This window comes from Paraburkholderia sp. (assembly GCF_047605525.1).
Classification (GTDB): Bacteria; Pseudomonadota; Gammaproteobacteria; order Burkholderiales; family Burkholderiaceae; genus Paraburkholderia.
Genome location: NZ_JASGFN010000002.1, coordinates 343,303 through 363,777, shown reverse-complemented (window position 1 = coordinate 363,777; position 20,475 = coordinate 343,303). Strand labels below are relative to the sequence as shown.

Genomic DNA, 20,475 nt, shown 5'->3' with positions numbered 1-20,475 from the left:
CATGTCCAGGCCCAACGGCGACTTCTCTGAACCGTTTCCGGACGGTGCCTATGTGCTCGCGGCTTCGGTGCTCGATACCTTCAACCCGGATACGATCCGGCCGCTGATACCGGAGCAGGGCACCGACTCCTCCTCTCATGAAGCCGCATTCGATGCGCTATTGTCGAACGCGGTGGCGACCCAAACGGGCGAGTCCTCTTTTGCGTGGCGTCTGTCCGACGAAACGCGCAAGCAGGCCATCAGCTTTCTCTATTCGAACAATCTGCTCGAGCACGCCATCAGATTGAACACGGACGCGGTGGTCGAGAGAAACGAGTATCAGAACATCTTCGAGATGTTTGCGACCGGGCAAAAGCCGGCGCTCGAAGGTCAGTCCCTGGAGGAATTGCAGGCGAGCCTGCAGGCAATACGCCTGCTCGGCAACACCGAACTCGATCTTCCCGACGAGCGCAAGGTCGCGTCCATGGTGTTGCGCGAAAGCGCGCTGGAGGAGCTTCGCCGGCTTGCGGATGCCCACTTTACCGGCCGGGAGCGGGAGCTTGAAACGCTCGAGGAATTTGTCGACGCGATGCCCTCGTCGAGTCTGTGGCGACGCCTTATGCGTTCCGCCGGAAACCTCGTGAGCGATCTGCTCGGCAAGAGAGAAGTGGTTCAGCGATGGCCTCTGCTGGTGACGGGCAGAGGCGGCATCGGAAAATCGGCGTTCCTTGCAAAATTCCTTCTGGACCACATCACGCGCGTTGATGACGGAACCCTTGCATTCGCCTATCTGGATTTCGATCGAACGGCGATATGGCCTGACGAACCGCTCACGCTGCTGGCGGATATCGCACTCCAGTTATCGAACCAGATTCCCGCGGTGTCTGCTCCGCTGCTCGATATGCATGGTCGAATCGTCGAGGAACTGGCGGAAGGCCAGAGCTTTACCGCCGACTATGACTCCTACGAGTCGTTCGGAGGAAGCAACCTGTCTGCAAGCAGAGCCCCGCGCTACACCGATGAGTTCGAGAAGATATTGTCCGAGGTTTTTTCACGCAGAAGCAGCATTACGTTGCTGTTGCTGATGGATACCTTCGAGGAAGTCACGCAGCGCGGCACCGCGTATGTCGACGCGCTCTGGAGCTTCATGGAGAAACTGCAGGACGTACTGCCACGCCTGCGCGTGGTGATCTCCGGGCGCTCGGGGTTGCCGAATGACATACCTCATGGACTCCTCGAGTTGCCGCCGCTCGATAAGCGCACGGTCAATGCGCTACTTCGCTCATACGGCCTGACCGACCAGCGCAACATCGACGCCATTACGGAGCGGGTCGGCGGTCATCCGCTGAGCGTGAAACTTACGGTCCAGCTACTGCAGTCGATGGCGCGCAACGGCGGCACGCTCGATGAGTGCGCGCGCGACCGGCTATTCGAGGAGAAATGGAATCAGAAACTGGTCGATGGTGTTCTGTACCGGCGCATCGTCGACCATATCGATGACCCGCTGGTCAAAAAGCTGGCCAATCCAGGGTTCGCACTCAGGGAAGTGACGCCGCAGATTCTTCTGGACGTACTGAACGGACCTTGTGATCTGCGGCTCGGCTCCCTGGAAGAGGCCAAGGGTCTATTTTCGAAACTGGCCCGCTACAATTCGCTCGTCAGTCCGCGCAGCGAATGGATCCTGCACCACCGGCCCGAAATACGGGAGATGGTGCTCGACAAGTTGCTGCTGGCCAGTCACCAGCAATGCCTGGACATATGGAAAAATGCGGTCGACTTCTATTCCGCTCAATACACGATCCGTGCACGGGCCGAGGAACTCTATTACCGGATGATGCTGGGTGCGTCATCGGATCAACTCGATGAGCGATGGATACCCGGCGTGGAAAAGCATCTGATGGGGACGAGAGCCGAATTGCCCCAGGGCGCGCGCGAGTTTCTCGAGTATCGTGTCCTGCTGTCCGATCAACGCGACCAATCGGGACCACGTACGAGCCAGGCAAGTAGCCGCGATACGAGCCAGGCAAGTAGCCGTGCTCTACGAACCGTGCAGGAGATGAAACGCGCACTTGCGCTGGCTCGCCCGGAAAGGGCGCTGGAAATCTACCAAAGCAATCACAAGGAAGAGATACCGGATCCGACCGGACCGCTTTTCCCATTGGTCGCAAGAGCCCATGCCCAGCTGCGCGACTTCGACCGCTCCCTGGATATGGTCGAACGCGGTCTCTCCTGGCTGGAGCGCGAAAGGTTGAGCGCAAGCCCTGAGTATCTCGACCTGTTGCTGTTGCAGACGCAGGTCGTGCTGCTCGCCGGTCGTGAGATGCCCACCAGAGGGTCTATGCGAGCGAACTCATGGAACCTGTCGGCCTCGGCGGAAAAGATCTGGGAGCGGTTCGGGGCTCAACTCGAGTTGCGTACCGATGACTACCAGTTATTCCGCATAGGTATCTATGTGCTCGAATTACTCGAACTCGACGAGGGAGAACTCCTGCTGGACGTCTCGTCCGTTTTTGAGTCCGGACGCGATTGTGGCGAGGGAGCGGACTACCTTGGCTACCAGCCCGCATATGTGAGAGCGTGCGCGGCAGCGGAACTGGACCTGCTCGAACACATCCACTTCGAGAGCGAGGACGCGGATGCGCTTTTGCTGCTCCGGGCGTTTGCATGGCTCGGCGGCTATTTTCCCGAGCGGCCGCCGGTCTATCAGCTCATGCTTCGCCGTGAAGTCGGGAATGTCATAACCACCCAGTATTCCGACTTACTGAAGGAAGACGAACTCCACGAATATGGCAGCGATGCTCTGCGGGACGCTATTGCGTCGGGCGACTACGCGAATCATAACGACGCGTCCGGCAGGCCGTTTCCTTTCCCCATGCAGGATGCGTGGCTGCTGGCCTTACTGCTGAAAAGGCGGATTCAGACGCAGGAGCGGTCCTCGATCGTGGCTACTCATTCCACGCGAAGAAGACGGTAGCCGGCTCGGTCGTGCGCGTTGCGCGCCTCGAGGCCTGAATGGCCGGTCTGGATCGCGGAGAACGTTTATTTACCCGGATAATATTGACATCTCTTTTTATCCGGGCATAATTGACATCATCTTTCCTCTGGTGATTGTCATGAACGGCATATCTACCCATTCCTGCACGAGCTTCGACGGCTATCGGCGTCTCGCCACCGGGTCGCTGCAAGCGAATGCGCTTGCGGTCAAAAGCGCGCTCGAAAACGGCGCAACGGGTCCGGTTCTGATCTTCGACGACGAAACGGGCCGCATGATCGAGGTCGATACGAGAGGCACGAACGAAGAGGTCATCGCGCGGCTGGCCGGCGTCGCGCGCGCTCATGCGCGGATCGCTGACGAGAGCGACGCGGCGCAGGCGCCTGGACTCAGAAGCCGCGGACGTCCGCGCCTGGGCGTGGTCGCGCGGGAGGTGACTTTGCTGCCGCGTCATTGGGACTGGCTGGCCGCGCAGCCTGGTGGCGCGTCTGTCACGTTGCGAAAGCTCGTCGAGGAAGCGCGGCGGGCGAACGGCGAGAAAGACAAGGCGCGCGGCGCGCACGAGCGCGCGTATCACTTCATGCTGGCGATCGGCGGCGATTTGCCGGGTTTCGAAGAAGCGACGCGGGCGCTGTTCGCCAACGATTCAGTGAAGATGAGCCATTGCGTGGCGGCGTGGCCCCGCGACGTGCGCGATCACGCGATGTGGCTCGCGTTCGGCGATGGAACGCTGAAGCATTCCTCCGCCGCGCCATGACGCGCGGACGGGGCGCGACGGCGCGGCCGCGTTCAATGCCATGTTCGCGAGAGACTCGCCGATCCGTTCCCGTGCCATCTACGCCTGCGCAACTCGCGACCGCCTGCCCGAATTCGACCTGCTTCCGGCGGCCGCCGCCTGGCTCTCGTCCCGATGCGGCCCATCGGATGCACGAATGATCAACTCAGGCTCCCATATCTCCTGAAGACCCTGCGGCGCCGCGCCGCCCAGTCTCTCGAGCAGCATCTCCGCCATCCGCTTCCCGGCGCGGTGCGTCTCGGCCGAAAACGTCGTCAGCGAAGGCTGCACATAGCGCCCGATCGGATGATTGTCGCCGCCGATCACACCGACGTCGCGCCCCGGCACCCGCCCCGTTTCCGCGATACCGCGCAACACACCCAACGCGATCAGATCGTGCCCGCACACAATCGCCGTGGGCGGATCCGGCAGCGCAAGCAACCGACGCGCGGCCTCGGCGCCGCCTTCCTCGGAAATCGCCGCTTCGACGCAAAGCGATTTGTCGTAGCGAATCCTTGCCGCGCGCAATGCTTCCGCATACCCCTCGTGCTCGAAGTGGCTGAACATCAGGTACTCGGGCGCATGGACGAGCGCAATGCGACGATGTCCGAGCGCGATGAAGCGCGCGCAACCCGCGCGGCCGACGACGTGATGATCGATATCGACATACGGGAATTCGTTCGACGTTTCGCTGCGGCCGAACGCGACGAATGGAATGTCGCGCTCGAGCAGGTAAGCAATGCGTTCGTCCTGGCGGCGCGTGCGCCCGAACAGCAGTGCGTCGACGCGCTGGCGTTCGATGAGGCGCTTGAATACGTCGATTTCCGCTTCGACGCTGCGTGCGGAAGCCACGATGACCTGATAGCCGCTGTTGTCCATCGCATCGTTGACGCCCATCAGCATGTCCAGAAAGAACGGGTGGGCGAATGACGTTTGCGGCGCGGAGACGACGAAGGCGATCGTATCGGCCGATTGCCGGCGCAGGCGGCGCGCGGCCGGATCGGGGGAAAAACCGTGCCGTTCGGCGGCTTCCAGCACGCGTTTGCGAGTCTCGGGGCTCACGTCTTCCCGGCCGTTCAGTGCCTTCGACACCGTGCTGACCGAAAGCTTGAGCGTGGCGGCAAATTCCTGGATGTTCATTCCGGCTGTTCCCCTGAAAGTCACTGTGTTCAGTGCGTCGAAAACGATGATCGACATTCTACGCCGGTGTCCGCGATATCAAGCGCTGCAACAGCTAATCTGACGAAAATCGATTTCGATGCGGTCGTCGTTTTCAGGCGGTCGACGCCTGCTGCCGCGTCGGTGTTTACCCCTGCGTCGTGCATCAGGAAGGCAGCGAAAAAGTCTCCGTGATGCGGTCTGAAGGCGTGCGCAGCGCGGTTTCCAGCGGAATTCCGATGCCGCAGCAGGGCCAAAAACGATTTCGGAATTTCTTCATGCCGCTTGAATTTCCCAGAAGGCACTGCTATCTTTCAATCGAAATCGTTTTCGAAAAACCGAGAAACGCCTCCGCTACATCCACATCGACACCGATGGTGAACGTCGTGATTGAACGCATCGTTACTGCAAAAGCACCTTTGCCGCGAGGCCACTACGCGCAGGCAACCAAAGCGAACGGGCTGGTTTTTGTTTCGGGCCAACTGCCGTTGACGGGCGACGGCGATCCCGTTCTTGCGCAAGGGCTCGACGCGCAGGTTCGTCAGGCACTTGCGAACCTGCGCGAAGTGCTTCTGGCGGCAGGAAGCGATTTCGACAAGCTTCTGAGCGTGCAGGTCTACGTTGCCGACATCGAAAACTGGCCGCGCGTGAATGCGCTGTATCGGGAGTTCATCGGAAATCCGGCACCGGCTCGCACCGTCGTGCCGTGCGGGCAATTGCACTATGGGGCGCAACTGGAGATCAGCGCGATCGCGCTTTGCGACGATGCGCGCCGGCAAGACGATGAAGCCGAATGACAGAACGATCGGGTCGACGGGCGGCGCGAGACGGATCGCGCAATCCACGCGACACGGCCGTTGAAACGGCTTTGCAAGCAGGCAAACAGGTAAGCAGGCAAATAAGCACATAGGCAGATAGAAACCGGGGACTGCTCATTGGCGGTGTTCCAACCAGGAGGTCATCGTGCAGGTATTCGATTGGTATCGGGCCGCCGCTCCCGCGGAGCGGCGTACGTTCTGGGGATGTTTTTTCGGCTGGACGCTGGACAGCTTCGACAATCAGGTTCTCGCGTTTCTTCTGCCCACGCTGATGGCGGCGTGGCATTTTTCCAGAGGCGAGGCCGGGCTGATCGCGACTTCGTCGCTGCTCGCCGCGTCGATAGGCGGATGGGTGTCGGGGATTCTGAGCGATCGTCACGGACGCGTACGTGTATTGACTGGCTCGATCATCTGGTTCACCGCGTTCTGCGTGATGGCCGGCTTTACCAACTCGTATCCGCAACTGCTGATCGTGCGCGCGTTGCAGGGTCTGGGGTTCGGCGCCGAGTGGGCCGTCGGGGCCGCGCTGATGGCCGAAGTGATCAACCCGGTTCATCGAGGCAAGGCGCTCGGTCTGGTGCAAAGCGGCTTCTCCGTGGGGTGGGCGCTCGCCGCGGCCATCACAGGCGTGCTGCTCGCGTATCTCCCCGCATCGATTGCATGGCGCTCGGCTTTCTGGATCGGCGTGGTTCCCGCGGTCGTCGTGCTGATGATCCGGCGCTTCATCCCGGAGCCGGAAATGTTCCGCGAAATGAAAAAGGCAACCGGCGGTGCAGTCGTCGCAACGTGGCGCTCGTCGTTTCGACGGGACGTGCGGCGCGCGAGCCTGCTCGCCGCGCTTCTCGTCACCGGGCTCCAGGCCAGCAGCTACGCGATCATGATCTGGCTGCCCACGATGCTGGTTCAGGTGCGTCACCTGCCGGTGTCCTCCGTTGCGATGCTGGCGACGATGATGGGTGTCGGCTCGTTTATCGGGCAAGTGAGCTTTGCGTATCTGAACGACTCGCTCGGCCGCCGATCCACCGCGTTCGCATTCTGTCTGCTCGCCGCGGTGCTGACCGCCTGCTATCTGTTCATTCCGTTGGACGGCTGGGTCCTGGCGGCGCTGGGGCTTCCCGTCGGCATGGGTATCAACGGCATATTCGCCGGCATTGGGCCGATGCTGTCGGAACTGTTCCCGACACAGATTCGCACCACGTGCATGGGGTTTTCGTACAACGTCGGCAAGTCGGTCGGCGCGCTCAGCGTCGCGGCGGTCGGGGTTGTCGCCGAGCGCATCGGAATGGTGGGTTCGATCGCCGTGTTCAGTTTCATCGGCTATTTCTGTGCGCTGGTCGCATTGAGTTTTCTGCCGGAGACGCGGGGCCGCGATCTCGCGAGTGTCGTGTCCAGCGACGATGCGTACGAGCGGATGGATCTGGTGGAGCAGGCCAGCCCCACGCGGCGATAGTCCGATGACGGCGAGCGCAGGTGTTGCGAACGCTGCGCCGGTTTCGATTTGCACACGTTGAATGATTGGAGGCACGCATGAGTAGTGAATCGGCGCTCGAGGTAGTCGATGCCGGGCCCGCTGTCGCATTCTACGATCCCGCCGCGGGCCACGGCCTGCCGCACGATCCGTTCAAGGCGATCATCGCGCCGCGGCTGATAGGCTGGATCTCGACGCGCTCGGCTAGCGGCCGGCTGAATCTCGCCCCGTACAGTTTTTTCAGCGCGCTTGCTGCGTTTCCGCCGACCATCGGTTTTTGCAGCGAGGGTCGTAAGGACAGTCTTCGCAACATCGAGGAAACGCGCGAATTCGTCTGGAATCTCGCGACCCGCCCGCTTGCCGGGCAGATGAACCTGACCTCGGCGCCGGTCGCGCCGGACGTCGACGAGTTTCAGCTAGCGGGCCTCACGCCGGTCGAGGGGCGCAACGTATCGGTGCCGCATGTCGGCGAATCGCCGGCCGCGCTCGAATGCAAGCTGTTGCAGATCGTGCGTTTGCACGATCTGGGCGGCAAGGCGACGGACAACTGGCTGGTGCTCGGTCAGGTGGTCGGCGTGCACATCCAGAACGCGTATCTGAAGAATGGCTACTTCGATACGCAGGCCGCGCAGCCGATCATGCGGGCAGGTTATCTCGGCGACTACGCGCAGATCGGCGAGATGTTCCAGATGTTCCGGCCGGTCATCTAGCCATTGCGCGCGCATCGCGCGTTCGTTCAATCACGACAGAAAACGATTTAGACAATAGTCTATTGCACTTGACTTACATAACTGTAGGTGAAAATATTCTTCATCGAAATCGTTTTCGATAAACGAGAGCATCATGATCCAGATCGATAACGAAGTATCCATGATTCGGGAAACCGCACGTCGATTCGTGCGCAATCGGCTTGTTCCTCTGGAGCAGCAGATTGAAACCGACGACGACGTCAGCACCGAACTGCTCGCCCAGTTGCGGGCGGAGGTCGTCGCGCTCGGCCTGTATGGTTTCAATCTTCCGGAGAGTATCGGCGGCCCCGGTCTTTCCGCCGACGCAAAAGTGGCGATTCTCGAGGAAGTCACGCATACGTCGGTGCCGCTCTCCGAGGTGTTCGGTCATTTGCCGCTGCAACTGACGCAACTCAACGAGCGTCAGCGCGGTGAGCTTCTGCCGGGCATTCTGGCGGGCCGGCGGATCGTCACGTATGCGTTGACCGAGCCCAACGCGGGATCGGATCTCAGCGGACTGCGCACGAGAGCGGAGAAAGTCGCCGGAGGGTGGTTGCTCAATGGGAGCAAGCACTTCATCTCGCACGCCGAAACGGCGGACTACATCATCGTGCTCGCTGTTACCGACCCATCGGCGGCGTTGAAGAACAAGCTGAGCACGTTTATCGTGCGGCGCGACAACCCCGGTGTCGTCGGCATGACGCGTTACAGGAAGATGGGTTGGCGCGGCTACCACATCAACGGCTTCACGCTCGAAAACTGCTTCGTGCCCGAGGACGATCTGCTCGGTGAGGTCAACGCGGGCTTTCTCGGCATGATGCAGTCGATCAATCAGGACCGGCTGTTGTCGGCGAGCCGCTCACTCGGTCTTTCCGCGCGCGCGCAATCGATGGCCTGCGAATACGCACTGGAGCGCAAGGCCTTTGGCGCGCATCTCGCGCAGCACCAGGCCATCCAGTTCATGATCGCCGACAACGATGTCGAGATCGAAGCGGCGCGCATGCTGATTCGTTCGGCAGCGCGGATGATCGAAGGCGGGGATCAGCAGGCACATGTGGGCGCCTGCCGCGCGAAGCTTTACGCGAGCGAGATGGGGTGCCGGGTCACCGATCGCGTGCTGCAGATCTTCGGTGGAATGGGGTACATGACCGAATTGCCGGTCGAGCGTTTCTATCGCGATGCGCGCGCGTTTCGTATCGGCGAAGGCACATCGGAAATGCAGCGCATCCAGATCGCGCGCGCCGCGCTTGCCGCATCGGGAGGTCGTCATGGCCTTTGATCTGCTCGAATCGGGCAGCCCCGATCTTGTCGCCCTGCACCATGGCGAGCGGACGTTGACGCGCGGCGAGTTGGCGATCGCGTCGCGACGAGCCGCTTCTTTCCTGCGCGAGCTTGGGCTCAGGCGCGGCGATACCGTGGCGGTATGGTTGCCCGACGGCGCCGTGTGGCTGCAACTGTTTTTCGCGGCCGCGCAGATCGGCGCATTGATGATCCCGGTGAGCACGCGCTTCAGGCTTCAGGAGGCGCTGCACGTCGTGAAGACCGCGAAAGCGCGCGTACTCGTGGTGCCACGGAACTTTCTCGATTTCGACTACGTGGGCGCGGCCAATCAGATCAAGGCCGAGAGCGGTGTATTGCAGCACGTCATCGAGGCGACGGGTTTCGACGAGCCTCAATGGGCCGGCTTCGATCCGTATCCGCATTGGGAAGGACGGGACACCGATCTGCTCTGCACGTTCATGACGTCGGGAACGACCGGTCAGCCGAAGCTTGCCGCTCACACGGCAGGCGGAATTGCCCGGCATGCGCGCAATGTCGGCTTGGTCAGCGGCATGCAGGCAACCGACGTCGTGCTGTGCGCGCTTCCGCTCTATGGCGTGCTCGGATTCGTGCAAACCGTCGCGGCGCTCGCGTCCGGGGCCGCTTGCGTGCTGTTGCCGGTCTTCAAGGCGCATGCCGCCGCGGCGTTGATCGAGCGGCATCGCGTCACGCATTTCTTCGGCTCGGATGCGATGTTCGACATGGTGCTTAATGCCGGCGATTACTCACTGGCCACATGGCGGCGCGGCGCCTTTCCGGAATATGCGGGCCTGGGCCGAAGCGTCATCGACAAAGCGGAAGCGGCCTGGGGCGTGCGCCTGACGGGTTTGTACGGCATGTCCGAATGCTTTGCGCTCACTGCGCTGCGCGATCCCGAAGGCGATGCCGGGCAGCGTGGCATGCCGGGCGGCACGCCTATTTCCGCCGAGATCGCGTTTCGCATCGTCGATCCCGCAAACGATGCGCCGTTGCCCGACAGGCAACAGGGCGAGTTGCAGTTGCGCGGCTATAACGTGATGGCCGGCTATCTGAACAATCCAGTAGCGACGGCGGCCGCCTTCACGGCGGACGGATGGTTCAGGACCGGCGACCTCGCCTATGCCGACGGCGGCGCGTTCTGTTACGTGGGCCGCATCCGGGACAGTCTGCGTCTGCGGGGTTATCTGGTCGATCCGGCCGAAATAGAAAACTTTCTCGCACAGCATCCGGGCGTGCTGTCGGCGCAGGTGGTCGGGGTTCATGTCGAAGGCGAGGGCGATGTGGCCATCGCTTTTGTGCGCGGCTCAGCAACACCCGTGACGGAGCATGAACTGCTGGCGTACTGCAAACAGGGTATTGCCGGCTTCAAGATTCCGCGCCGCATCCTGACGGTCGATTCTTTTCCGCAGCGCGACGGCCCCAATGGCGTAAAGATTCTGAAGAACGTGTTGCGGGACATGGCCTCGCAATGTCTTGGCCTTGCTCAAACCTTGTAACACCGGAGATCGATGATGAAGCAAGCGGAAATCCGATCGGACATCGCATGGGCGACCCCGAAGAAAGTGGTCGTTCACGGTCTCGATCTGTGTGAAGAGATCGTCGGCAAGATCGACTTTGGGCAAATGGCGTTTCTGCAACTGTTCGCGCGCTTGCCGGAAGAACGCGAATTGCGGATGTTCAACGCGATGATGGTCATTCTCGTCGAGCATGGCATTACGCCGTCTTCGCTGGCCACGCGCATGACCTACGCCGGCGCGCCCGAAACGGTGCAGGCGGCGGTCGCCGCGGGCTTGCTGGGGCTGGGCTCGGTGTTCGTCGGATCGCTCGACAACGCGGCGCGGCTGTTGCAGGAGTCGCTGCCCGATCCGCGCGACGTACCGGACATCGATGCGCTGGCGAGCAGCATTGTCGACGACTATCGCGCGCGCAAGCAGATCCTGCCGGGCATCGGCCATCCGTTTCATAAGCCGGTCGACCCGCGTGCGCCCGCGCTCTTCAAGGTCGCGCGCGAGACCGGATATGACGGCCCCTATATCCGCCTGATGATGGCTATCGGCAAGGAAGCCGAGCGCAAGCTCGACCGCCCGCTGCCGGTGAACGTCACCGGTGCGATGGCGGCGGTCGCATCGGAAATGCGGATTCCCTGGCAGATCTGTCGCGGGCTCGCGGTTGCCGCGCGTGCGGTGGGACTGGTTGGGCACATTCTCGAGGAAATGCGTCAGCCGATGGCCACGTCGCTCTACTTGCGCACCGAGCACGAAGCCAGCGCGCATCTGATTCCCAGGGAACAGCAGGAAGCGCAATGACCGCCTTCGGAAGGGATGAACCGCGGGACCAGCCACGATCGGTGCATCGCACGCTCCCGCTGCGCGGCGACTTCCGTTTCTGGACTGACGAGAAGTTGCGCAATGCGGATACCGATCAGTTCAGGCACATCAATAACGCGGCGATCGCGACATTCTTCGAGGCAGCGCGCATGGAGATCTTCGCGCCGCATGAAATTCGCGCGCTGATGGGCGGCGCGAATCTCGCGGTCGTCAGATTGCTGATCGAGTTCAGCGCGGAGTTGCATTTCCCTGGATGCGTGCGAATTGGCAGCACGGTTGTCGAAGTGGGACATACGTCGTTGAAAGTCCGGCAGGGACTGTTCGGTGGAATCGACGACCGCTGTTATTCGACAGCGGCAGCGATATGTGTCCTCGTTCACGCAGAGACGGGACGGCCTTGCCCGATCGCGCCTGAATTGCGGGCGCACCTTTTGACCGACCCCACAAGCGGTACGGAGACTTTCGTATGAATGGGAACAAGGTTCTATACGAGCGGCGCGGCGCGATTGCACTCGTGACGCTCAACGATCCCGACCGGCGCAATGCACTGTCGAGAGAGATCGTCCGCGGATTGTCGGGTGCACTGGATGCGGCCTCGAGCGACGGCGTGCGCGCGGCGGTGATCGCCGCGGCGGGGCCGGTGTTTTGCGCGGGCGCCAACATCGACGATCTACGCGACGGATGGATGGAAGTCCCGGATTCCGCCGAAGATCCGGCGGCGCTGTTCAAACGTATTGCCGGGTTCGATCGACCCGTCGTCGCCGCGGTGCACGGCGCCGCGGTGGGCGGCGGCATGGAACTCACGCTGGCGTGCGATCTCGTCGTCGCTGCCGGAAGCGCGTGGTTTGCGATGCCCGAATTGGGGCATGGCGTGATTCCGAATACCGGTCTTGCATTGCTTGCGCGCGTCGTCGGCAGTCGCCGCGCATCCGAACTGATATTGACGCAGCGGCGCGTGTCCGCGGACGAGGCGCTGAACATCGGTCTGGTGAATCAGGTCGTGCCGGCCGACGAAGTTCTCGATAGCGCATTGTCGCTTGCCGGGCAGATCGTGGAGTCCGTGCCACCCGGTGCGCTGAAAGCGGCGAAGTGGAATCTGCACGCCCACGCGGCGATCGACTGGAGCCGTGTGCTGCGCTCGCCACTCGATGTTCCGAAGAGAGAGTGGCAGGAGGGACTCGATGCCTTTACCCAGAAGAGAGCGCCGGAATATGGGCGCTTCTGGGAGGAGATCAAGGAGAACCCCGGTACGGGAAATCTGGAGCGAATCGGGTAACGCCGGATCGAGCAGCGCGGCGTTGAGTCGAATTCGCTGGGGCTAATTTTTTGTGCAATTCGGATCGAAGGGGCAAACGGTGATAGTCGATTTTCACGCCCATGCGCTAGACGAGCAGTTCATTCACGATCTCTCGACGAAACCGGTGGCGGAGCTTCGCGCCGAGCGCGGCGAGCACGGCTATTGGGTGATTCGCCGGCAAGGCGACGATCGCAAGAGTTCGATCGATCCCAATCTGCACGATCTTCCCAAACGGCTCGAAAGCCTGCGCAGACGCGATGTCGGACTTCAATTGTTTGCGCCCCCGCCGTTCATGCTCGCATGGCCGGGCAGCGCATCGAGCGTGGAGCTTGCACGGGCGCTGAACGAGGCGAGCCATCGGATCGCGCGGCAATCCGGCGGCTGCATGGAGATGCTGGCCGTACTGGCGCTCGGCGAACCGGAGACCGCGGTCCAGGAGTTGCAGCGCGCCGTCGACGAGCATGGGGTACGCGGCGTGATGATGCCCAGTTCCGCCGGCGGGAAGCCACTCGACGGACCCGAATTCGCGCCTCTATTCACACTGATCGAAAAGCTCGGACTGGTCGTTTTCATGCATCCGGCTTCGGCGGTCACATCGGAGCGCTTCGGCATGTATGGCGTTCACGTGCTTGTCGGCTGGCCATTCGAAACCACGCTGGCAGTCACGCGGATGATCTTCGAGGGGCTGTTCGAGCGTCACCCCGGGCTGAAGCTGGTGCTCGCGCACGGCGGCGGGAATCTGGTGTTTCTGCGGGGCCGTCTCGATTCGGCATACGAGGCGACGGGCTGGGAGGCCGACCCGTATTTTCGCAAGAACATCACGCGGCGGCCGAGCGAGTACCTCGACCGTCTTTACTACGACACCTGCGCGCTCAGCGAAGACAGCAATCGCTTTGTGATTCGGACCACGGGTGCGCGGCGGGTCGTATTCGGCTCGGATTATCCGTTCGATATCGGCGATCCCGAGGGCCGGCGCACGGTTCCGGTGGTCGATACGTTGCCTGAAGCGGAGCGGGACGCGATTTACCACGGCAACGCGCTGACACTGCTCGAAGGAGCAGGGCATTAATACGCAGATGCGGCATTTGAAGGAGAGCAACGTGAAGGTGCGGGTTTCGACAACACGCGCGGTGCACGCCAACGTGAAGACTCGCGTGCGATCCGGCTATATGGCGGGATAACTCGTGAGTCCGATAGATATCGCGCGCTTGCGAGGGCTCGCGAGCGCCAACGAGGAAGACGCGATGTTGTGGCGATGGTTCTCGCTGATGTTCGAGGACTCGCGCATAAGGTGGTGTTTTGCTCGCGACCGTTGGCTGGTTTCCGTCGATCATCGGCACGTCGCGACCGAATCGACCTTCGATGAAGCAATTCGTGCGGCGAAGGACCGTCTGGATGGAGCTGGCAACGATTAGCACCGCGTTCATTCCCGACTGAACTGAATGCCTTGAAACCCGGGCTCGATCGAGTCGTCATCAGCCGTTTCCGAGGCCTTAAAAGAGGAGTAGAAAATCATGAGTTTTCGTACTGTCAATCCCGCATCGGGGGAATTCGTCAAGGAATTCCCGTTGCAATCGGACGAGCAGGTTTTTGCCGCGCTGAGTACCGCGGACAAGCGTTATCACGAGGACTGGAAGTGGCGCTCCGTCGCGGAGCGGGCCCGTATCGTCGGGCGGGCCGCGCGGATTCTGCGCGAGAAGCGCGACGAATATGCGACATATCCGACGCTGGAAATGGGCAAGATCGCCCGCTTCAGTTATCTGGAAGTCGATCTGGTCGCCGATATCCTCGAGTACTACGCCGAACACGGCGAGAAGTTTCTCGCGCCGCAACCCGTGCCCGGCGAGCCCGGCGCGACGGTGGTCGCCGAGCCGGTCGGCGTGCTTCTGGCGATCGAGCCATGGAACTTCCCTTATTACCAGCTCGCTCGCGTCGCCGCGCCGCAGATCATCGCCGGCAACGTGGTACTGATGAAACACGCGGAAAACGTGCCGCAGTGCGCGCTCGCCTTCGCGCGGCTGTTCGAGGAAGCCGGCGCCCCGGAAGGTGTGTACACCAATCTCTTTTGCAGCATCGACCAGGTGGCGAAACTGATCGACGACTTCCGTGTGCGCGGCGTCGCGCTGACCGGCAGCGAACGCGCCGGAATGTCCGTCGGCGAGCGCGCCGGACGCAATCTGAAGAAAGTGATTCTCGAACTCGGCGGCAGCGACCCCGCGCTGATTCTGGAAGGCGCGTCTCTCGATCTCGCGATCGAGCAATGCGTGATGGGCCGCACGTTCAACTCGGGGCAGGGTTGCGTGAACATCAAACGCGTGATCGTGGTGGGCAAGGAACGTGGCGACAAAATGCTGGCCGCGTTGACGGAGCGCTTTGCGGCGCTCAAGGTGGGCGATCCGCTGGACGAGGCCACGGCACTCGGCCCGCTCGTCAGCGAGCGCGCGCTCGAGGGGCTGCTCAAGCAGATCGAAGACGCGAAGGCCGCGGGCGCGCGGATCGTGCATGGCGGCAAACGCGTCGAGCGTCACGGCTTCTATCTCGAACCGACGATCATCACGGATATCGCCGGGAACAATCCGCTCTATCGACAGGAAGCATTCGGCCCGGTGCTGTCCTTCTATGTGGTGAACAGCGAGGAAGAAGCGATCAGGCTCGCCAATGACAGCAGCTATGGCCTGGGCGCCTTCGTCTTCGATACCGATATCGAGCATGCGAAGCAGGTCGCGTCGCGTATCGAGGCCGGCATGGTGTACATCAACTCCTGTTTCGCCGATTCGCCGGGATTGCCATTTGGCGGAATCAAGAATTCCGGCTTTGGACGCGAGCTGTCGGAACTGGGCATTGGCGAATTCCTGAACCGCAAACTGGTGCGGGTCGCCGGTGCTGCCTGAGAACGTCGATTGGGAGAATACTTCATGCCGGATCGAAAAGGCGGCTGCCTGTGCGGCGCAGTGCGTTATGTATTGAACGGCGAACCGCAGGCAACGGCTATCTGCCATTGCACGCACTGTCAGAAACAAAGCGGCAGCCTGTTCTCTTTCAACCTCTTCGTCAGGGAGTCCGACTACGAGCAACAGGGCGAGACCCGTGCCTATGAGGACAGGGGCGATAGCGGCGAGCCGTCGTGGCGGCATTTCTGCGGGCGTTGCGGCTCTCCCGTGCTCACGAAGGTTTCCTCGCTGCCGGGGCTGGTTCTGGTGAAGGCCGGTACGCTCGACAGCATGGAAGGGCTGCCTGCTCCGCAAACCGAGATCTATACCGATCGCGCGGTGAAATGGCTCGAACCGTTCGCGGGCGCGACGCGGTTTGCGCTGAGTCCATGATGTCGTAGTGCAGGGCGTCGTTTAGGGAGTTTTGATTCAGGCGGGTAGGAAGCAGTCGCCGCACTGTTTCCGATCCGCCTGTTCGCCGTTGCGGCTGGCCGCATGCGCGCCAAACGCCGCCGCCGCGCCGATTCCCTTCATGCGGCGAAACATCCCCGCACTTCTTCTCCATCCGCTTCATCGGCTCTTCGGTTCCTGCGCATTCTCCCGCGTAAACCCCACCCCGCCTCCAGGCAGAACCCGCTTTGCGCATCTTTTTGTTCATGCTACTGTGAATCGAAATTGGTGAGGCTATGCAAATTTACATTCCATACAGTTGCAGCCACACCTGACCGGGGAAGGCCTTGCGCCGTCACTCCGTCGCAGCACCAGCCAAACGTGTTATTCCTAGCCGAGGAGAAAGCGCGGTGACGCAGGTTCCGATTGACCGTAGCAACATCGTTTCCGCGCGCGCATTCTCCCGCCCACGTTTTGTTCCAACGGCCTGGCTCGTCAGGGCCGGCGTCGCACTCATCTATCTGTTCATGCTGAGCCCGCTGATCTTCGTGATCTGGCTGAGCTTCTTCAAAGACGCAATCATTACGTTCCCGCCGTCCGGCTACACGATGTCGTGGTACGTCAACGCATGGCGTAACGATGCGTTCGCCAATGGCTTCGTGCTGTCGATGAAACTCGCCGCGGGCGCGGCGATCGGCGGCGTCGTGCTCGGTGTCGCGGCATCACTCGCACTCGCGCGCTACCGGTTTCCGGGGCGGCGCGTCGTCGGCAACGTGTTGCTGCTGCCGCTCGTGGTGCCGGGCATCGTCGCCGGCATCGCTACGTATCTGTTCTATCTGCGCGCCGAAAACGCGCTCGATACCGACATCGTCGGCACCTTCGGCGGCCTGCTGCTCGCGCATATCTGCCTGACGATTCCGTGGACGATCCGGCTCGTCACCGCGAGCCTCGGCCAGATCGACGAGACCGTCGAGGAAGCGGCGCGCAATCTCGGCGCCGGTCCGTGGCGCACGCTGTGGCGCGTCACGTTGCCGATGCTGCGGCCGGCGATCGTCGCGTCCACATTGTTCGGTTTCATCGTTTCGTTCGAAAACCTCGAGATGACGCTGCCGCTCGTCGGTCCCGGCAGGACCACGTTGCCGATCGCGATCATGCAGTACCTCGAGTTCAATCTCGACCCCACCATTGCGGCGGTTTCGGCCGCGCAGATCGTGCTGCTCGGCATCGTGATGCTGATCACCGATCGTTTCGTGAAGCTCGGCAAGGTGATCTGAATATGGCTCAGGTATCCCTGCGCAATCTGCGCAAGCAATACGGCGCGACGACCGCGGTCGAGGATGTGTCGTTCGATATCGCCGAGGGCGAGCTGGTCGCGTTTCTCGGCCCGAGCGGCTGCGGCAAGACGACGACGCTGCGGATGGTCGCGGGTTTCGTCGAGCCGACGGACGGCGAAATCTGGATCGGCAATACCGAGGTCACGCGGCTCGCGCCCGACAAGCGCAACACCGGCATGGTGTTCCAGCGCTACGCGCTGTTTCCGCACATGACGGTCGCGCAGAACGTCGCGTTCGGGCTGGAAATGCGGCGCGTGCCGAAAGCGGAGCGCGACACCCGCATTCGCGAAGCACTCGACATGGTGCGGCTGACGTCGCTCGCCGAACGCTATCCGCGGCAGTTGTCCGGCGGTCAGCAGCAGCGCGTCGCGATTGCGCGCGCGCTGGCGATTCGTCCCGACGTGTTTCTGCTCGACGAGCCGCTGTCGAATCTCGACGCGAAACTGCGCGTCGAGGTACGCGAGGAGATCCGCGCGCTGCAGCAGCGTCTCGGTCTGACGACCATCTTCGTCACGCACGATCAGGAAGAAGCGCTCGCGATGGCGGATCGCGTGGCCGTCATGCACGACGGCCGCGTGCAGCAGATCGGCAGCGCGGCCGAGCTTTACGAGCGGCCCGCGAATCCGTTCGTCGCGAACTTTCTCGGCCGCATGAATTTCCTCGCGGGGCACGTCGACAACGGGCACTTCGTGACCGCAGCCGGCGACAGGATTGCGGTGAACGCCGCCGCGCCCGGTGCGAATACGCTCGGCATCCGCCCCGAGCGCTTGCGGCTCGCTGCGGCGCCGGAGCACAGCGAAGTATCGATTCCAGTCAGGCTCGCCGACAGGATCTATCTCGGCGCGACCGTCGAATTACGGCTCACGGGCGAACGCGGCCAGAGCCTCGTCGCGCTCGTGCCGAACACGGCGCACGCGAGTGCCGGCGGCTGGTCGCAGGGCGACACGCTGCACGCATGTTTCAGAACCGAAGACTGCCTGCTTTTTTCCGCCTGAGGGACCTATAAATGAGCCATCAAATCACGCGCCGCACATTTCTCAAAGCTGCTTCCGGTCTGCTCGTCGCTCCGTCGCTCGGTTTCGATCCGCGCATGGCGCTGGCGGCCGACGCCTGTCCCAATGTCGTCGTCGGCACGTGGGGCGGCGACTATCTGAATCTGCTCGAACAGAATATCGGCAAGCCGATCATCGAGGCCGCGGGCGGCCGTGTCACCTACGATTCGGCGGACCAGATCGGCCGCATGACGAAGCTGCGCGCGGAAAAGATGTCGCGCCACGGCTCGCTCGACGTCGCCTGTCTCGCCGACATCGATATGTTCGACGTCAATCGCTCGGGCGTGCTCGAACCGCTCGACACGAAGCTGGTGCCGAACTCGGCGCGCACGATCGAAGCACTGCGCCGGCCGTATTCGATTCCGCACATCTTCAGTGCGATGGTGGTCGTCTACAACCCGGAGAAGTTTTCCGCGAAGCCCGATTCGATGGCGGTCGCGCTCGATCCGAAACTCAAGGGGCGGGTGGGCTTTTCCGACATTCTGTACAACTTCAACGTGCTGCTGTCGTCGCTCGCGGCGGGCCAGCACAACGGCGACACGGCCGCCGGCATCCAGTTTCTGCGCGAAGTGCGCAAGCAGCAGCCGAAGGTCTATCCGTCCAACGAGGCGGTCGCGGCGGCATTGAAGAGCGGCGAGATCTGGATGACCTGCATGTGGAAAGCGCGCGCGCTGCAATGGAAGAAAGGCGGCGTGCCGGTCGAATACGTGTTTCCGAAAGAGGGCGGCGTGCCGGTCACGTTCGAGGCCGCCGTGCCGAAGAACGCGCCGTCGCGCGCGTGCGGCTTCAACTATCTGAACGCGATGCTCGATCCGCGCGCGCAGGTGGGCTTTGCCGAAACGATGGGCTATGCGCCGACCGTCACCGATGCGTCGTTGCCGCCCGCGTTGCAGCAGAGCGTCGGGTTCACGAATGCCGAACTGGACCGGCTCGTCAAGATCGACTACGCGCGTTTCACCGCGGAAAAGCCGGCGCTGCTCGACTTCTGGAACAAGGAATTCAAGCCGGGGCTCTGAACCATGACGACCACAGCACTGAACGCCGCGCCGCGGCGCCGCGACTTCGCCGGGGGCCTGCTCGCTTCGCCCGCGACGCTGGTCGTGCTATTCGTGATCGTGCTGCCGGGCGTGCAACTGGTGCGCTACAGCTTCAATCATTTCGACTCGGTCCAGCTGATGCAGGCGGCGTTCACGCTGGAGAACTACGTCCAGTTCCTGATCGATCCGTACTATCACGCGGTGCTGTGGACCACGATCAAGGTGGCCGCGCTGTGCACGGCGCTGTCGCTCGTTTTCGGCTTTCCCGTTGCCTACGTTCTCGCGAAGACGCAAAGCCGCTACAAGAGCCAGCTCGTGATGCTGCTCGTGTTTCCGCTGCTGGTCGGCAACGTCGTGCGCGCGGCCGGCTGGATGGTCATGCTCGGCAACGCGGGCTTCGTCAACGCGCTGCTGATCGCGCTCGGCGTGGTCGATCAGCCGGTGCGGCTCTTGTACACGCCGTTCGCGGTGGTGGCCGGCACCACGGCCGTCGTGCTGCCGTACATGATCCTGACGTTGCAAAGCGTGCTGGAAGGGCTCGATTTTTCGATCGAGGAAGCCGCGCGCAATCTCGGCGCGAGCTTCGGCCAGACTCTCTCGCGCGTGGTGCTGCCGATGGCCGCGCCGGGCATCGCCGCCGGCACGATGCTCGTTTTCATCCTGTGCATGAATGCCTACGCGACGCCGGTTCTGCTCGGCGGCACCGGCATCACGATGATGACGCCCGCGATCTACGACCAGATCGCGAAGGCCAATAACTGGCCGTTCGGCGCGGTGCTGTCGCTGGTGTCGATGATCGTCACCTTTGCACTTGCGCTGCTGTCGCACTGGATCATTCAGCGTCGCTACATGAAAACGATGATGACCTGAATCCGACGGGCGCCGCGGGTC

At 62.2% G+C, this 20,475-nt stretch carries 19 protein-coding genes; 18 read left to right on the top strand and 1 reads right to left on the bottom strand.

Annotated elements, in window-relative coordinates:
• Position 1 precedes the first annotated feature (1 nt).
• Together QM685_RS03990 and QM685_RS03985 are read left to right on the top strand one after the other, a co-directional pair.
• Complete coding sequence (locus QM685_RS03990; RefSeq protein ID WP_415112936.1) at positions 2–2,953, top strand: hypothetical protein; 2,952 nt, start codon at positions 2–4, stop codon at positions 2,951–2,953.
• 139 nt (positions 2,954–3,092) lie between these two features.
• A complete protein-coding gene (locus tag QM685_RS03985; RefSeq protein ID WP_415112934.1) occupies positions 3,093–3,728 on the top strand; it encodes a DUF2239 family protein in 636 nt (211 codons plus the stop codon).
• Positions 3,729–3,806: 78 nt separating this feature from the next.
• On the opposite strand, the gene QM685_RS03980 is transcribed toward QM685_RS03985, so the two are convergent.
• Positions 3,807–4,886 (bottom strand): LacI family DNA-binding transcriptional regulator, encoded by a 1,080-nt coding sequence (locus tag QM685_RS03980; protein ID WP_415112932.1) that lies wholly within the window; start codon positions 4,884–4,886, stop codon positions 3,807–3,809.
• Positions 4,887–5,065: 179 nt separating this feature from the next.
• Here QM685_RS03980 and QM685_RS03975 point away from each other — a divergent pair, with 179 nt between their 5' ends.
• From QM685_RS03975 to QM685_RS03900, 16 genes are all read left to right on the top strand, one after another.
• Positions 5,066–5,701, top strand: coding sequence for a RidA family protein (locus tag QM685_RS03975; RefSeq protein ID WP_415112930.1), 636 nt, complete (start codon positions 5,066–5,068; stop codon positions 5,699–5,701).
• A 166-nt stretch (positions 5,702–5,867) separates the two neighbouring features.
• The gene (locus tag QM685_RS03970) at positions 5,868–7,172 is read left to right on the top strand and encodes an MFS transporter (RefSeq protein ID WP_415112928.1); all 1,305 of its coding nucleotides are present in this window, start codon (positions 5,868–5,870) and stop codon (positions 7,170–7,172) included.
• Positions 7,173–7,249: 77 nt separating this feature from the next.
• Positions 7,250–7,900, top strand: coding sequence for a flavin reductase family protein (locus tag QM685_RS03965; RefSeq protein ID WP_415112926.1), 651 nt, complete (start codon positions 7,250–7,252; stop codon positions 7,898–7,900).
• Between the two features lie 133 nt (positions 7,901–8,033).
• Complete coding sequence (locus QM685_RS03960; protein ID WP_415112924.1) at positions 8,034–9,197, top strand: acyl-CoA dehydrogenase family protein; 1,164 nt, start codon at positions 8,034–8,036, stop codon at positions 9,195–9,197.
• Positions 9,187–10,713, top strand: coding sequence for an AMP-binding protein (locus QM685_RS03955; RefSeq protein ID WP_415112922.1), 1,527 nt, complete (start codon positions 9,187–9,189; stop codon positions 10,711–10,713). Before QM685_RS03960 ends, QM685_RS03955 begins: the two co-directional genes overlap by 11 nt.
• 15 nt (positions 10,714–10,728) lie before the next feature.
• Positions 10,729–11,523 (top strand): citryl-CoA lyase, encoded by a 795-nt coding sequence (locus tag QM685_RS03950; protein WP_415113118.1) that lies wholly within the window; start codon positions 10,729–10,731, stop codon positions 11,521–11,523.
• A gap of 41 nt (positions 11,524–11,564) precedes the next feature.
• Positions 11,565–12,014, top strand: a complete 450-nt coding sequence (locus QM685_RS03945) for an acyl-CoA thioesterase (protein ID WP_415112920.1) — start codon at positions 11,565–11,567, stop codon at positions 12,012–12,014.
• On the top strand, positions 12,011–12,820 hold the full coding sequence (locus tag QM685_RS03940; RefSeq protein WP_415112918.1) for an enoyl-CoA hydratase/isomerase family protein: 810 nt from the start codon (positions 12,011–12,013) through the stop codon (positions 12,818–12,820). The genes QM685_RS03945 and QM685_RS03940 overlap by 4 nt, the downstream gene beginning before the upstream one ends.
• Positions 12,821–12,899: 79 nt before the next feature.
• Positions 12,900–13,910 carry an amidohydrolase family protein gene (locus tag QM685_RS03935; RefSeq protein WP_415112916.1) on the top strand — a complete coding sequence of 337 codons (1,011 nt, stop codon included), beginning with the start codon at positions 12,900–12,902 and terminating at the stop codon, positions 13,908–13,910.
• Positions 13,911–14,025: 115 nt separating this feature from the next.
• Positions 14,026–14,256 (top strand): hypothetical protein, encoded by a 231-nt coding sequence (locus QM685_RS03930; protein WP_415112914.1) that lies wholly within the window; start codon positions 14,026–14,028, stop codon positions 14,254–14,256.
• A gap of 99 nt (positions 14,257–14,355) precedes the next feature.
• Entirely contained in the window at positions 14,356–15,732 is a 1,377-nt protein-coding gene (locus tag QM685_RS03925; RefSeq protein ID WP_415112912.1) for an NAD-dependent succinate-semialdehyde dehydrogenase, read from the top strand.
• 24 nt (positions 15,733–15,756) lie between these two features.
• Positions 15,757–16,164: a GFA family protein gene (locus tag QM685_RS03920; protein ID WP_415112910.1), complete on the top strand. Its 408-nt coding sequence runs from the start codon at positions 15,757–15,759 to the stop codon at positions 16,162–16,164.
• Positions 16,165–16,571: 407 nt separating this feature from the next.
• The gene (locus QM685_RS03915) at positions 16,572–17,435 is read left to right on the top strand and encodes an ABC transporter permease (RefSeq protein ID WP_415112908.1); all 864 of its coding nucleotides are present in this window, start codon (positions 16,572–16,574) and stop codon (positions 17,433–17,435) included.
• Positions 17,436–17,437: 2 nt separating this feature from the next.
• The gene (locus QM685_RS03910; protein WP_415112906.1) at positions 17,438–18,490 is read left to right on the top strand and encodes an ABC transporter ATP-binding protein; all 1,053 of its coding nucleotides are present in this window, start codon (positions 17,438–17,440) and stop codon (positions 18,488–18,490) included.
• An 11-nt stretch (positions 18,491–18,501) separates the two neighbouring features.
• Positions 18,502–19,563: an extracellular solute-binding protein gene (locus QM685_RS03905; RefSeq protein WP_415112904.1), complete on the top strand. Its 1,062-nt coding sequence runs from the start codon at positions 18,502–18,504 to the stop codon at positions 19,561–19,563.
• Positions 19,564–19,566: 3 nt separating this feature from the next.
• Positions 19,567–20,454: an ABC transporter permease gene (locus QM685_RS03900; RefSeq protein WP_415112902.1), complete on the top strand. Its 888-nt coding sequence runs from the start codon at positions 19,567–19,569 to the stop codon at positions 20,452–20,454.
• The last annotated feature ends 21 nt before the right edge of the window (positions 20,455–20,475 follow it).

Coding starts and splice junctions, on each gene's coding strand:
- QM685_RS03990 (WP_415112936.1), top strand. CDS start 2: ATGTCCAGGCCCAACGGCGACTTCTCTGAACCGTTTCCGGACGGTGCC.
- QM685_RS03985 (WP_415112934.1), top strand. CDS start 3,093: ATGAACGGCATATCTACCCATTCCTGCACGAGCTTCGACGGCTATCGG.
- QM685_RS03980 (WP_415112932.1), bottom strand. CDS start 4,886: ATGAACATCCAGGAATTTGCCGCCACGCTCAAGCTTTCGGTCAGCACG.
- QM685_RS03965 (WP_415112926.1), top strand. CDS start 7,250: ATGAGTAGTGAATCGGCGCTCGAGGTAGTCGATGCCGGGCCCGCTGTC.
- QM685_RS03960 (WP_415112924.1), top strand. CDS start 8,034: ATGATCCAGATCGATAACGAAGTATCCATGATTCGGGAAACCGCACGT.
- QM685_RS03955 (WP_415112922.1), top strand. CDS start 9,187: ATGGCCTTTGATCTGCTCGAATCGGGCAGCCCCGATCTTGTCGCCCTG.
- QM685_RS03950 (WP_415113118.1), top strand. CDS start 10,729: ATGAAGCAAGCGGAAATCCGATCGGACATCGCATGGGCGACCCCGAAG.
- QM685_RS03940 (WP_415112918.1), top strand. CDS start 12,011: ATGAATGGGAACAAGGTTCTATACGAGCGGCGCGGCGCGATTGCACTC.
- QM685_RS03925 (WP_415112912.1), top strand. CDS start 14,356: ATGAGTTTTCGTACTGTCAATCCCGCATCGGGGGAATTCGTCAAGGAA.
- QM685_RS03920 (WP_415112910.1), top strand. CDS start 15,757: ATGCCGGATCGAAAAGGCGGCTGCCTGTGCGGCGCAGTGCGTTATGTA.
- QM685_RS03910 (WP_415112906.1), top strand. CDS start 17,438: ATGGCTCAGGTATCCCTGCGCAATCTGCGCAAGCAATACGGCGCGACG.
- QM685_RS03905 (WP_415112904.1), top strand. CDS start 18,502: ATGAGCCATCAAATCACGCGCCGCACATTTCTCAAAGCTGCTTCCGGT.
- QM685_RS03900 (WP_415112902.1), top strand. CDS start 19,567: ATGACGACCACAGCACTGAACGCCGCGCCGCGGCGCCGCGACTTCGCC.